Source organism: Ornithinibacter sp., assembly GCF_035443565.1.
Lineage (GTDB): Bacteria > Actinomycetota > Actinomycetes > Actinomycetales > Dermatophilaceae > Fodinibacter.
Genome location: NZ_DAORSO010000069.1, coordinates 1 through 12,618 on the forward strand (window position 1 = coordinate 1; position 12,618 = coordinate 12,618).

Annotated in this window: 11 protein-coding genes and 1 pseudogene; 11 read left to right on the plus strand and 1 reads right to left on the minus strand. The window is 68.9% G+C overall.

What is annotated here, in order from left to right; all coding sequences use genetic code 11:
* Positions 1-297 precede the first annotated feature (297 nt).
* The 5 genes from PLL68_RS08765 to mmuM all read left to right on the plus strand — a co-directional run bounded on the left by PLL68_RS08765 (position 298) and on the right by mmuM (position 8,193).
* On the plus strand, positions 298-1,719 hold the full coding sequence (locus PLL68_RS08765; RefSeq protein WP_324533388.1) for a DUF3375 domain-containing protein: 1,422 nt from the start codon (positions 298-300) through the stop codon (positions 1,717-1,719).
* The gene (locus PLL68_RS08770; RefSeq protein WP_324533389.1) at positions 1,716-2,393 is read left to right on the plus strand and encodes a DUF4194 domain-containing protein; all 678 of its coding nucleotides are present in this window, start codon (positions 1,716-1,718) and stop codon (positions 2,391-2,393) included. Before PLL68_RS08765 ends, PLL68_RS08770 begins: the two co-directional genes overlap by 4 nt.
* Positions 2,390-5,755 (plus strand): ATP-binding protein, encoded by a 3,366-nt coding sequence (locus PLL68_RS08775; RefSeq protein ID WP_324533390.1) that lies wholly within the window; start codon positions 2,390-2,392, stop codon positions 5,753-5,755. The genes PLL68_RS08770 and PLL68_RS08775 overlap by 4 nt, the downstream gene beginning before the upstream one ends.
* On the plus strand, positions 5,752-6,963 hold the full coding sequence (locus PLL68_RS08780) for a Wadjet anti-phage system protein JetD domain-containing protein (protein ID WP_324533391.1): 1,212 nt from the start codon (positions 5,752-5,754) through the stop codon (positions 6,961-6,963). Before PLL68_RS08775 ends, PLL68_RS08780 begins: the two co-directional genes overlap by 4 nt.
* Before the next feature lie 306 nt (positions 6,964-7,269).
* On the plus strand, positions 7,270-8,193 hold the full coding sequence (gene mmuM, locus PLL68_RS08785; RefSeq protein WP_324533392.1) for a homocysteine S-methyltransferase: 924 nt from the start codon (positions 7,270-7,272) through the stop codon (positions 8,191-8,193).
* A gap of 175 nt (positions 8,194-8,368) precedes the next feature.
* On the opposite strand, the gene PLL68_RS08790 is transcribed toward mmuM, so the two are convergent.
* Positions 8,369-8,695, minus strand: coding sequence for a DUF1905 domain-containing protein (locus PLL68_RS08790; RefSeq protein WP_324533393.1), 327 nt, complete (start codon positions 8,693-8,695; stop codon positions 8,369-8,371).
* A gap of 37 nt (positions 8,696-8,732) precedes the next feature.
* Between PLL68_RS08790 and PLL68_RS08795 the strand changes: the two genes are divergently transcribed.
* The 6 genes and pseudogenes from PLL68_RS08795 to PLL68_RS08820 all read left to right on the plus strand — a co-directional run bounded on the left by PLL68_RS08795 (position 8,733) and on the right by PLL68_RS08820 (position 12,578).
* Entirely contained in the window at positions 8,733-9,062 is a 330-nt protein-coding gene (locus tag PLL68_RS08795) for a YciI family protein (RefSeq protein WP_324533394.1), read from the plus strand.
* Between the two features lie 112 nt (positions 9,063-9,174).
* A pseudogene (locus tag PLL68_RS08800) lies at positions 9,175-9,399 on the plus strand (type II toxin-antitoxin system VapB family antitoxin); the annotation flags it as partial.
* 91 nt (positions 9,400-9,490) lie between these two features.
* Positions 9,491-9,889, plus strand: a complete 399-nt coding sequence (locus tag PLL68_RS08805) for a type II toxin-antitoxin system VapC family toxin (protein ID WP_324533395.1) — start codon at positions 9,491-9,493, stop codon at positions 9,887-9,889.
* Positions 9,890-10,240: 351 nt separating this feature from the next.
* Positions 10,241-10,720, plus strand: coding sequence for a DUF4262 domain-containing protein (locus tag PLL68_RS08810; protein WP_324533396.1), 480 nt, complete (start codon positions 10,241-10,243; stop codon positions 10,718-10,720).
* Between the two features lie 122 nt (positions 10,721-10,842).
* A complete protein-coding gene (locus tag PLL68_RS08815) occupies positions 10,843-11,742 on the plus strand; it encodes an ATP-binding cassette domain-containing protein (RefSeq protein ID WP_324533397.1) in 900 nt (299 codons plus the stop codon).
* A complete protein-coding gene (locus PLL68_RS08820) occupies positions 11,739-12,578 on the plus strand; it encodes an ABC transporter permease (RefSeq protein WP_324533398.1) in 840 nt (279 codons plus the stop codon). The genes PLL68_RS08815 and PLL68_RS08820 overlap by 4 nt, the downstream gene beginning before the upstream one ends.
* Positions 12,579-12,618 lie beyond the last annotated feature (40 nt).

Below are 12,618 nucleotides of genomic sequence, written 5' to 3' on the forward strand. Positions count from 1 at the left end.
CGAAAGTGTGAGGCCGTTCTCGCTGGCAACGCGCTCAGTCCGTCCAGAACCACCTTGATGACCAACCGAATTGACGTCCTTCGCACGGCTGTCGATCTGGTCCAGCGGGCCCACGCACGGTGCTAGCGCACTGCCTGTTCTCACCCCTTGGGCGACTTGGATCTTGCATGCCCTCGCCCGAGGAGCCCGGTTGTGCAAAGTACCCCGCACGCGCTCGTGCAGTCTTCGATGCATCTCGACAACGGGCAAGATGCTCGTATGCCGGTTCTCGCTGCCGCCCTCGCGCATCGTCGTCTCGTGAACGACAACGCGGCTCTGCGTCTGATGCGTGCGGATCTGCTGCCGGTCGTGGCGGCTGTCCTGGGTGAGTATCTGGGGGCTCCGGGAGCGCGCGTGTCGGTCGACGAGATGCACGAACGGTTGAGCGCCGAACTCGACGAGGTGCGAGACCACTTCGACCTCGGAAACAAGTCCGCCAAGGCGTACTGCGACGACTGGCGGGACGCGGGTCTCATCATCCGCCGCCCCGCCCTTCAGGCTCGAGGTGAGACGTACGAGTTGTCGTCCGAAGCACGCGACGCGCTGCGCATTGTCGAGCAACTCGACTCACCGCAGACGACGGTCACCGAGTCCCGACTCGTGGCGCTCATGGCGGCTGTGCACCGGCTCGCTCTTGAGACCGACACCGACGTGACGCGTCGCCTCGATGCGCTCATGGTCGAACGTGCCCACATCGACCGCGAGATCGAGCGGATCAGCGGCGGAGACGTCGAGGTGCTCGACGACCGCCGCGCCACAGAACGCCTGGCCGACATCCTCCTGCAAGCGCAAGGGCTCCCCGCCGACTTTGCGCGCGTCCGGGCCCGGTTCGAGGAGCTCAACCAAGAGTTGCGGGCCGGCATCCTCGCCGTCGACGAGGTGCAAAGCACGGTTCTCGACGACATCTTCCGCGGTGTCGACCTCATCGAGTCCTCCGACGAGGGACGGACGTTCACCGCGTTTTCGTCGCTGCTTCGTGACCCGGAGCAGTCCTCCCGCCTCGACGCCGACGTCACCGACATCCTGGACCGTGACTTCGCTCAAGGTCTCGAACCTGGCTCGCGGCGGGCGTTGCGCGGGCTGGTACGCGACCTCAAGAACGGTAGCCGAGAGGTGCACGGTGTCCTCACCGATTTCGCGCGCGGCCTGCGCAGGTACGTCTACTCGCAGGAGTTCCAGCGCGATCGCGTCCTCCGCGTCGCCTTGCAAGAGGCTTTGGCTGCGGCACTCCCAGCCTCCGTGCGGTCACGTCCCTTCACCGAGATCGGACGCGAGCTGGAACTGTCGGCCATGGGGTGGAACAGCGTCGGCGAGGTGGTCCCACACGACCCGTCCGAGTTCGACGCCGGCGAGTCCCTAGTCGAGGTGCAGACCCACGCCGTCGATTTCGCTGCCCTTGCAGTTATCGCCCGCGAGACCGAGATCGACTACGACGAATTGACCCGCAACGTCAACGACGTGGTCCGTAGTCGCGGCCCCTCGACGGTCGCGGAGGTACTGAACGTGCATGAGGCCACCCAGGGCCTGGCCAGCGTGGTCGGGTTGCTGTCGCTGGCCGCGAGGTTCGGGCGCGTCGACCGTGACAGGCGCGAGCAGATCGCGTGGACGGGGGCGGCGGACAAGCATCGCCGCACTGCCGAGATCGTGGTCCACCGATTCACCGAGACGGTGCCGGCATGAACATCGACGAGGCAGACCTGCTTCTGGGCGGCAGCGCGCCCGACCGCCTGTGGACAGGCGACCGCGGCACCCTCGCCGAAACCTCACGTCGCGCCCTCGTCCGCCTCCTGCAGGGTCCCTATCTCTCCGGCGCCGCACACCCACAGCTGTGGGCGGCGCTCGCTGCGGACGAGGCCGCCATCCGTTCGGCGCTGCACAACCTGTTCCTCGACCTCGTCATCGACCCGATCGATGAATTCGCGTTCACCCGCAAGGTGCGCACCGTCGAGGTCGACGTGCCGCAGACCCTGCGCAGCACGACCCTGACGTTCGCGGCAACCGTCATGCTGCTGGTGCTGCGCCAGATCCTCCTCGCTGCCGTCGGCGAGAGGCGAGTCATCGTCGGGAAGACCGAGGTGTACGAGCGCCTGGCGGTGTACCGGCAAGGCGACGAGGCCACCTATCAGCGGAACCTCAACAGCGCGTGGAACCAAATGGTCAACAAGTTCCGCGTCCTTCACGAGTTGGACGACGGACGCGCCGAAATCTCACCGGTGCTCAAGTTCCTCATCGACGACGAACAGGTGGGCGCCTTGACCGAGGTGTTCCACAGACTCGCTAGCGGCGCAGAGGGCGACCCACAGAGCGCACCTGCCGACGAAGGTTCCACGGTCGACGACGAGGATGAGTCGTGAGCACGTCCACCCCGATGGAAGCCGTTGGCCTTCTGGCCCTGCCCGGAGTCGCCTCTGGCCAGTGGCGCCTGTCCGAGGTGCAACTCGCCAACTGGGGCACGTTCGACGCTGGCATCTATCGCATCGACATTGCCAGGGAAGGGCACCTCATCACCGGCGCGTCCGGCTCGGGCAAGTCGTCGCTGCTCGATGCCATCGCGGCCGTACTTACCCCCGACAAGTGGTTGCGTTTCAACGAGGCCGCGCAGGGCGCCGAGGCGCGTGCCAACCGCCGTTCCATCGTGAGTTACGTGCGCGGAGCGTGGACCCGCACCAACGACGAGCTGGAGGACCGCGTGGTCGCGGCCTACCTCCGCCCCGGAGCCACGTGGAGCGGCATCGTGCTGCGATTCGAGAACGAGGTGGACGCGCCGATCTCGTTGTGCCGTCTGTTCTTCGCGAAGGGGACCGGCACCACCTCGGCCGACATCAGTGACATCTGCATCCTTGACCGCAGCGCTCTCGACCTGGCCGACCTGCAGACGTACGCGCGGGGCGGACTGCAGACCAGGCAGCTCAAGAAGGACCGGCCCGACGCCGTTGTCACCTCGGCGGGCACGCACACTCGGTTCTACGTGAAAATGCGCAGCCTGTTCGGCATCGGCGATGAGACGGCTCTGCAGCTCCTCCACAAGACGCAGTCCGCGAAGGGCCTCGACAGCCTCGACCAACTCTTTCGTGAGTACATGCTGGAACGTCCGGGCACGTTCGAGCTCGCGCAGACCGCCTTGGCGCAGTTCAGCGAGCTTCGCGACGCCCACGACCACGTCGTCCAGCTGCGGCTGCAGCGCGACCACCTCGTGGAGTTGCGGGAGGCGGCGATCGCGTACGACAAGGCGCTCGAGGCCGGCGTGCGAACCGGGCGCCTCATCGACGGGGTGCTGCCGTTTCGTGTCCGTCGAGGGCTCGCCCTCGCCCGCGATGAACTCCATACCGTTGAGCAGCACCTCATAGGTCTCCGGAGCGCGCAAGAGCGGGCGCATGCCGCAGAGGTTTCTGCCGAGAAGACGCTGACCCAGGCGCGTGATCAACTCAGCGCCGCCGGTGGCTTCGAGGTGAGCTCGCTGGGTGAACTCATCGAGAGCGCAGAGGTGGAAGAGGGGAACGCGAAGCGCCGGTGGGAGCAGTTCGCGGCCCAGCTAGCGGCTGTTGGCATCGCCACGGCGCCCACCACGGCCGCCGAGTTCGCCGAGCTGCTCGACCAGCTCGATCGTGCCCCGGCCATCGAGGCCACAGGGGCCACCTACGAGGAGCAGGCCAGCTTGGCCGATGCGAAGCGCCGCGTGGCGACCCTCGAGGGGGAGATCGAGTCCCTGCGGAGGAACCGGTCGACCGTGCCGTCGGTGCTTGCCAGCGTGCGCCGGGCGGTGGCAGAGGGTGTGGGGCTGCCGACGTCAGCATTGCCCTTCGTCGCCGAACTCATCGACGTCAAGCCTCAGTTCGCGGAGTGGGAGGGCGCCATCGAGCGGGTGTTGCATTCGTTTGCGCTCACCATGTTGGTCCGCAGCGACCACCTCCCCGCAGTCAGGCGCTGGGTCGACGGCACCACCATCCCGGTGCGGCTGGTGTATGAGGAGCTGCGCGCGGACGCCCCGGCCGCTCGCCCGGCGCGCAGCGAGGTGTCCCTTGTCAACCGCGTCGCCGTGAGCGACGGGGCGTTCGCTCCGTGGCTGCAGGGCCAGCTGTCCGCACGGTACGACGTGGCGTGTGTGGAGCGTGCCGACGACCTCGACGCACACGACCGCGCCGTCACCATCCGCGGGCAGATCCGCACACGCGGCCGTTACGAGAAGGACGACCGCCGCCGCATCGACGATCGCTCGAACTGGGTGCTCGGCAACGCTGAGCGCAAACTCGACGTTCTCATCGATGCCCTGACCAGTGCCCAGCGCGTGGCGGACGCCGCGCAGGCGGTCGTGGATGCCGCGGAGCGGCGGCGCCGCGATGGTGATCGGCGCAAGAGCACCCTCGAACATCTCCGCGCGCAGTCGTGGAGCGATCTCGATCATCATGAAGCAGCGGTGAAGGTCGCGCGCCTCATTGATCGGCGGACCCGACTCACCGAAGGCAACGCGGACCTCGCCAAGGCCAGCGCGTTCGTCGCCACCGCCGAGCTCGACTATGCGGAGGCGCGGGACCTCCACCGGGATGCCAGGGACGCGGCCCGCGACGCCGAACTGGGGGCGGCCAGCCTCCGTGAGGCTGTCGCCGACCTCATGGCACAGGTCGAGTCAGGTTCGGTACCGGATGTCGACGAACCCACGTGGCACCTCCTCGACAAGCGCTTCCGCGCGGTGAAACGCGCCATCACCCGGAGCACGATCGCCGATGTCGCCAACGAAGTGCTCCGCCGCCTCCAGGATGAACGCGATACCGCTCAGCGTGCCGCAACCGCCGCCGCCGGGACGGTCACGAGCTTGGCCACACAGTTCCGCAGCCAGTGGGAGTCTGCGGCCGTCGACCTGCGACCCGACGTGGAAGACCGCGCCGGCTACGTCGCGATTCTCGACACCATCGTGGCCAACGGCCTGCCTGACCACGAGGCCACGTTCTTTCGGCTCCTGCGCGAACGATCCCGAGACCTGATCGGTGAGCTCGTCAGCGACATCCTCCGCGCACCTCAGGAGATCGAAGAGCGCGTCACCCCAGTCAACGCGTCGTTGCGGCGCTCGCCCTTCGACGACGACCGTTGGCTGCGGCTGCGCGTCAAACTGCGTCGAAGTGAGACGGTCAAGCGTTTCATCGACGAACTGCGCTCCATCTCCGAAGGCGGCTGGCGCGACGACGATGTGGACTCCGCGGAGCGGCGCTTCACGACGATGGCCGAGGTCATGCGACGGTTCGGCTCGAGCGAGCACGTGGACCGGGTGTGGCGGAGTCAGGTGCTCGACACCCGCCAGCACGTCACGTTCCTCGCTGAAGAGATCGACGAGCACGGACGCGCGCACGCGACGTACGACTCCGCCGCGACCATGTCCGGCGGTCAGCAACAGAAGTTGGTCGTGTTCTGTCTGGCGGCGGCCTTGCGTTACCAGCTGGCCGACGCAGAGGACGTGCGGCCGCGCTATGGCACGGTCATCCTCGACGAGGCGTTCGACAAGGCCGACACCCGCTACACGCGCATGGCCCTGGACGTGTTCAGGGAGTTCGGTTTCCATCTCGTGCTCGCCACGCCGCACAAGCTGGTGCAGACCATCGAGCCATATATCGGCGGGGCGACCACCATCGAGAACCCCACGCGCTGCTGCTCGACAGCGGCCAGGATCGCGTGGACCGTCGACTCCGGCCCGCGCGGCGACGCGGCTGCGGAGGTCCCCTCGTGAAGTCAGTGGCCGAGGTCCGCGTCGTATGCCGCGACCGGCTTGTGCGACGGATGGGGGAGTGGGCGGGGGCGTTGGTGACCCCGGATGCCGGGCCGCCACGGTTCACCATTCCCCTGCATCCCCCCACCGAGAAGGAGATGTTGGCGGACGAGAGCGCGGCGGAGGAGTGGGCTCGGAAGTGGGCGTCGTTCCCCCTGCCTGATGGTGTCGAGGTCGAGTGGGACACCCGGGTCTGGCGAAGTATCGGCCGTCAGCAGGTGCCCGTGCGCGTGCTGGTGCGCGACGCCGACGGGGCGGCTGCGCTGGCGGGAGGTGCGGCGCAGCGAGACTGGCTCCGGCTGAGGAGCCGCGCACTCGTCGTCGCCGCACGGTTCGGAGACACAGCGGACGTGGCTCGCACGGTGAGGCTGCGTCGCGCCACGTTGGTGGGCTACTCGGACGTCGAGTTCGGGCAGGTGGTCGACGTGGCGGCCTGGGTCATCGCCAACCCGATCACTGGGCTCCGTCCTCGGCAGGTGCCGGTTCGGGGGGTCGACTCGAAGTGGCTCGGCCACCATCGGGCGATCGTGCGTGATCTGGTCGGTGCCGTGACGGGCTCCGTCGAGCTGGGTCTGGTGGAGTCCGATCCGCTCATCAGGTTGCGGATCCTCGACCCCACCCTGAGCGTCGGCGGCTTGCGGGACGTCGCTGCACCGCCGCAGCAGGTCGCCGCTCTCCCCCTGGCGCCGCGCGGGGTGATCGTCGTGGAGAACCTCGAATCGGTGCTCGCCATGCCGGACCTTCCGGGCGCGGTGGTCATCCACGGCAGCGGCTTCGCCGTCGATCGGGTGGCATCGATCCCATGGGTCGTGCGCGTGCCGATCCTCTACTGGGGCGACCTCGACTCTCACGGTTTCGCGATCCTCCACCGCCTCCGGCTGCACCATCCAGCAGTGACCTCGGTGCTCATGGACGAGGCCACCTTGCTGGCGCACCGTGACCTGTGGGTTCCCGATCCCCACCCCACGAGGGCGGCGCTCGACGGGCTCACCGGCGAAGAACGGGCAGCGCTCGCTCGCCTGCGCACGGAAGGGGACGTCCGGCTCGAACAGGAGCGGATCCCGTGGAGGCAGGCGCTGGCCGCCATCCGGGCGGCGTGGGAGGGCGAGCTCGACCTGCCGGTGGATCGTCCGGGTCGTCGAGGAACACCATCGGGACCCGGTCGGTGAGCCAGCCATTGTGTGCGTCGCCATCACCAATCCCGAGCTCACCGGAACCCCTGCCCCCCAGCCAGCAGTCCCTCCCACGACCCGGCCGCGGAGCACGCCGCCGCGCCAGCGAGGCGACGACCTCCATGACGACCCCGAGCCGAGGGGTCACGACACGCCGAGTTGGGTGGCTGATTCCGGGCGTTTGTCGACCCCTCGACTGGCCCCACCGTTGCGCTGCCTGCGGGGGGCGGTCCCACCTGGGGGTGGCGCCCGCCCTCGAGGGTCGCCATCCGCTGACCGAAGCCTGGTGGGAGGATCGGCGTCATGCAGCTCGACGACGTCGTGATCCTCGACGGTGGCCTCTCCAACGCCCTCGAGGCCCGAGGCGTTGACCTGTCCTCCGACCTGTGGACGGCACGCCTGCTCCTCGATGATCCCGGGCAGATCGCCACGGTCCACCGCGACTACTACCTCGCCGGTGCCGACGTCGTCACGACGGCGAGCTACCAGGCCAGCGTCCCCACCCTGATGGCGGCCGGGCTCAGCGAGCGCGAGGCCGAGCGCGCCCTCACCTCCAGCGTCACGCTGGCCACCGAGGTTCGCGACGAGGTTGCCGCCGCGACCACCCGCGCCCGGCATCCCCTCGTCGCGGCCTCGGTCGGCCCCTACGGGGCGGCGCTGGCCGACGGTTCGGAGTACCGGGGCCGCTACGGCGTCACCGCGAGCGTCCTGCGCGACTTCCACGCCCGACGACTCGAGCTGCTGGCCTCTGCCGACCCCGACCTCCTCGCCGTCGAGACCATCCCCGACGCCGACGAGGCGGAGGTGCTCGTCCCCCTCCTCGACGACCTGGGCCTCCCGACCTGGTTCTCCTACTCCGTGCAGGGCACCGCCACCCGCGCGGGCCAGCCGCTCAGCGAGGCCTACGCAGTCCTGGCCGACAGCACGAGCATCATCGCCGCCGGCATCAACTGCTCCGCACCGAGCGACGTGATGGATGCCCTTCGCCTCGCGACCCGAGCCACCGGCCGCCCTGCCGTCGCCTATCCGAACCTCGGTGAGACCTGGGACAGCGCGACCCACACCTGGAGCGGGGAGGCCGCGTTCGACACCGACCTCGCCGCCGACTGGGTCGTCGCCGGCGCCCGCTTCATCGGCGGCTGCTGCCGCGTCGGACCCGAGCAGATCGCGACGTTGTCACAGCGTCTCGTTCCAGCCCGCGCCCCCGTCGCCGCGCCACCACCGTGACGCGCGGTCTGCACGGGCACCCGGCGTGAGCCACCGGGGCGGAAGGGGTCTTCTTCCTCGGCGAGACCTTGCACCGCGGCGTCTCCGACGGCAGTGAGGATGCCGTGGTCACCCTTCCCGAGTAGCCGTCACCTCCCGCAGCGGGCAGACCCGACTCCACCGACAGTGGCTCGGGTCAGCTCGTTCGGCCGGTGCCGTTCGCGGCGCGCCCGTGCCGAGGCGCCACGCTCAGCGACACGGCGACGGTGTCCCCGAGGTCGATCTGCTCCTGCGTGCGGACAGCCTGCTTCACGGGGAGCACGTAGCCGCCCTCGCGGGGGAGCAGCGAGGTCTCCCACAGGGTGTCGCCCACCTGCACCTGCACCGGGATCGCGCCCCAGCCGTACGTCGTCTCGGCGGCCTCTGCGGCGATCTCCTCGCAGGCTGCCGGGGGAAGCCGGAGCCAGTGGTGGGGTGCCGGGCCCCGCCACTCGAAGAGTTCCGCCCTGAAGGTCAGGTCCACGCTGGTCAGGCTAGCGAGGCTCGGGCACGATGGGCCGATGGCCAAGTACCTGATCTCCTTCCCCAGCGCGACGATGGTCCTCGCCCCCGAGGACTTCGAGGCGGTTGTCGAGTCCTCCCACTCGGCGATGCGTGAGGCCAAGGACGCCGGGGTGTACGTCTTCGGTGGTGGCATCGACGAGAGCGTCGCCCCGGTCCTCGTCCATGCCGACGGCGCGATCACGCACGAGACGTCGCACCTCGACGGTGGCTTCCTCGTGATCGAGGTGCCCACCCGCGAGGAGGCCGAGCGCTGGGCGGCCCGGGTCGCGCAGGGGTGCCGGACCCCGCAGGAACTGCGGGTGTTCGGCTTCGACCCGGAGTCCTGAGGGGTCCCGCATCGAGTGAGCGCAACGTGCCGTCTCGCGACCTTCGGCACGGCATGCTGCGCTCACTCGACGGACTGCTCGGGGTGGCGGTCAGGAGTTCGGCGGGTCGCGCATGTGCAGCGTCAGACGATCTCTATACCCGAAGAGGAAGAAATCATCCTGCTTTGGTGGAAATGTGGCGTTGAACATCAAGGATCCCGATACCGATCGGCTGGCCCGCGAACTTGCTGCGCTCACCGGCGAGAGCATTACGACCGCTGCACGCCGTGCGATTCAGGAGCGGCTCGAGCGGGTGAGGGCTCGCGCCACCGTGGGGGCGGCCGAGGACGACGTGCTCGCCATCAACGAGCGAGGTCGGGCACGTCAGGTGTTGGACTCCCGCAGTCCCGACGAGAGATCATCGGCTACGACGCGAGCGGCCTCCCCACGTGACCGTCGCGATCGACACGTCCGCACTCGTTGCCGTGGTTTTCGGCGAGCCGGACGCCCAATCCATCGCCGGCATCCTGACTCGTCACGCGGGAGACCTCGTCATCAGCGCTGCCACGGTCGTCGAGGCGTCGATCGTGGTGGAGAGCAGTCAAGGGCCGGAGGCGACCGCCGATCTGAGGCTCCTCCTTGCGATCCTCCAGGTCGAGGTCGTGCCCTTCGACGAGGCTCAGGCCCTCGCGGCCGTCGCCGCGTGGCAGCGGTTCGGGAAGGGTCGGCATCCCGCGAGCCTCAACCTCGGCGATTGCCACGCGTACGCGCCCGCTCGCACCGTTGGGGCGGACCTGCTCTTCAAGGGTGACGACTTCACCCAGACCGACGTCAGGCAAGCGACCTAGTCGATCGGCCGCATGGCGTGCAGCAGCGCCGGCCCAGGTGCTGAGCCGGTCACGTCCAGTGGGTGTCACTGCCCTTCGGCTCGATGAGCTGGAGCCCGGCAATACGGCGAAACAAGCCTGTGGATAACTCGAATCGAGCGTCAGTGGCCCGTGCTTCGATGGTGACGTATCGGGGGAGACGTCAAAACGGGGGAGTGACATGGCGGGCACGTGGCAATGCGCGGCAGGGGTAGGGGCAGGGGCGGCGAACACGCTCGGGGAGGGTCGGTGCTGACGCCCGGCGAGGTCGCCTACCGCGATCAGGAGCGCCGCCGGACCACCGAAGCGATCCGGCGTTGGGGGTGCCTGGTGATGCACGTGTCAGACGACGTCGACTGCGCGTGCTGCGCAGCGACCGGGACGACCCGCGCCGAGCGACGGGCCCGAAAGCCGGCTCGGCGACGATCCACCAGATGGAAGCCAGCCTTCTCTTACACCATCGGGTTGCACGGCATCGGACACCCTGAACTCCTGGTGTTCGGTCTCGACCTCGAGCCAGCGCGGGCGCTGTTGACCCGGCTCACCCACGAGGTCCGCGACCACGGACGTGACCTCGTGCCAGGTGAGGTCATTTCCGGGTCGGTGGGGGATGGCCGGTCGCTGCTCGTCGAATCGCTCCCGAACCCGGCCGACATCCTCGTACAGGCCAACAACTACTATCGGCGCCCCGACAAGGGTTCGGTCGAGGCGCTCCAACTGTCCTGGCCCGACCCGATGGGTCGGTGGCCCGGTGAGCCGGGCTGTCTCGTCCCGGCTTCCCAGCAACCCCGGCCGGGCACCTTTCGAGCGTGAGAGCTCGCGGCGTCGGCGCGTCGGATCAGGGATGGACCCGAGGACGCTCAGGGTTCATTCAGGGTCGCTCTCAGGACTGTCCCCCATGACCTCGGTGCCGCCGGACCGGCAGGCTCGTCCCCATGATCACCGTCAGCTCACTCACCAAGACCTACGCCGGTTTCACCGCCGTCGATGACGTCTCCTTCACCGCGCAGACCGGCCGCGTCACCGGCTTCCTCGGCCCCAACGGCGCCGGCAAGTCGACCACGATGCGGATCATGGTCGGCCTCACCCCGGCCTCGACCGGCACCGCCCTCATCGACGGCCGCCGCTTCGTCGACCTGCCGAACCCGGGCGCCGAGGTGGGGGTTCTGCTCGACGCGTCCGCCCAGCACGCCGGCCGCACCGGTCGCGAGATCCTCACCATCGCCCAGCGCACCATGGGTCTGCCCAAGAGCCGGGTGCGCGAGATGCTCGACCTCGTCAGCCTCACCGACACCGAGGCCGAGCGCCGGGTGCGCAACTACTCCCTCGGCATGCGCCAGCGCCTCGGCCTCGCAACCGCGCTGCTCGGCGACCCGCACGTGCTCATCCTCGACGAACCGGCCAACGGTCTGGACCCGGCCGGCATCCGCTGGATGCGTGACCTGCTGCGCGGCTACGCCGACCAGGGCGGGACCGTGCTGCTGTCCTCGCACCTGCTGCACGAGATCGAGGTCATCGCCGACGACCTCGTCGTCATCGGCAACGGGCGCATCGTCGCCCAGGGCACCAAGGCCGACCTGCTCGCCACCGCAGGAACCGTCGCCAGGGCCGCGGATGCCGTCGCCCTCGCCTCCGCGGTCGAGCGCGGTGGTCACACCGTCACCGTCCACGCGGACAACAGCATCCACACCGACGCCACGACCGATCAGGTCGGTCAGGCAGCCCTGGCCGCCGGCGTCGCCCTCACCGAACTGCGTGGCGCCGACGGTGCCGGCCTCGAGGACATGTTCCTCGAGCTCACCGCAGACACCCAGCGCGAAGGAGTTGCAGCATGAGCACCACGATGATCGACCAGGGCGTCACACAGGATGCCGCGGTGCCGGGAGGTCTGGTGCGCGCCCCCCGCGCGCGGACGGCATCCTCACCGATTCCCCTCACCCGCCTCGTGGGCGTGGAACTGCGCAAGATGTTCGACACCCGCTCCGGCTTCTGGCTGATGGCGAGCATCATCATCATGAGTGTGCTGGCGACGGCCGCGCTCATCGTCTTCGGATCCGACGCCGACCTGACGTTCGACAACTTCGCCGCCGCGATCGGGGCGCCGATGACGGTGATCCTGCCGATCATCGGCATCCTCGCGGTGACCAGCGAGTGGAGCCAGCGCAGCGGTCTCACGACCTTCACCCTGGTCCCGCACCGCGGCAAGGTGCTCGGTGCCAAGTTCATCGGGGCCCTGGTCGTCGGCATCGTCGCGATGTTCATCGCCCTGGTCGTCGGCACGCTGGGCACCATCGTCGGCAGTGCCATCACCGGGCTGGACCCGGTCTGGAACGGCTCGGTCGACGGCTTCCTGTCCATCACCCTGGGCAGCGTGCTCGGCATGATGTTCGGCTTCACGCTCGGCGTGCTCATCCGCAACTCCGCCGGTGCGATCGTCGCGTACTTCGTCTACTCGCTCGTGCTGCCGCCGCTGCTCGGTCTGCTCGCGATGAACCAGCAGTGGTTCGCCGACCTGCAGCCGTGGGTGGACTACAGCTTCGCGCAGACCCGCCTCTTCGAGGGCAACCTCACCGGTGAGCAGTGGCAGCAGCTCGCGACGGCCGGGACGATCTGGTTCCTCGTCCCGCTGGCCATCGGCCTGCTCCTCGTCCGCCGCGCCGAGGTGAAGTAGCCAGCAGGGCTCGCCGTGAGTGCGGAAGTGGTTGCCAGGG

Coding starts and splice junctions, on each gene's coding strand:
- PLL68_RS08770 (WP_324533389.1), top strand. CDS start 1,716: ATGAACATCGACGAGGCAGACCTGCTTCTGGGCGGCAGCGCGCCCGAC.
- mmuM (WP_324533392.1), top strand. CDS start 7,270: ATGCAGCTCGACGACGTCGTGATCCTCGACGGTGGCCTCTCCAACGCC.
- PLL68_RS08795 (WP_324533394.1), top strand. CDS start 8,733: ATGGCCAAGTACCTGATCTCCTTCCCCAGCGCGACGATGGTCCTCGCC.
- PLL68_RS08810 (WP_324533396.1), top strand. CDS start 10,241: ATGCACGTGTCAGACGACGTCGACTGCGCGTGCTGCGCAGCGACCGGG.
- PLL68_RS08815 (WP_324533397.1), top strand. CDS start 10,843: ATGATCACCGTCAGCTCACTCACCAAGACCTACGCCGGTTTCACCGCC.
- PLL68_RS08820 (WP_324533398.1), top strand. CDS start 11,739: ATGAGCACCACGATGATCGACCAGGGCGTCACACAGGATGCCGCGGTG.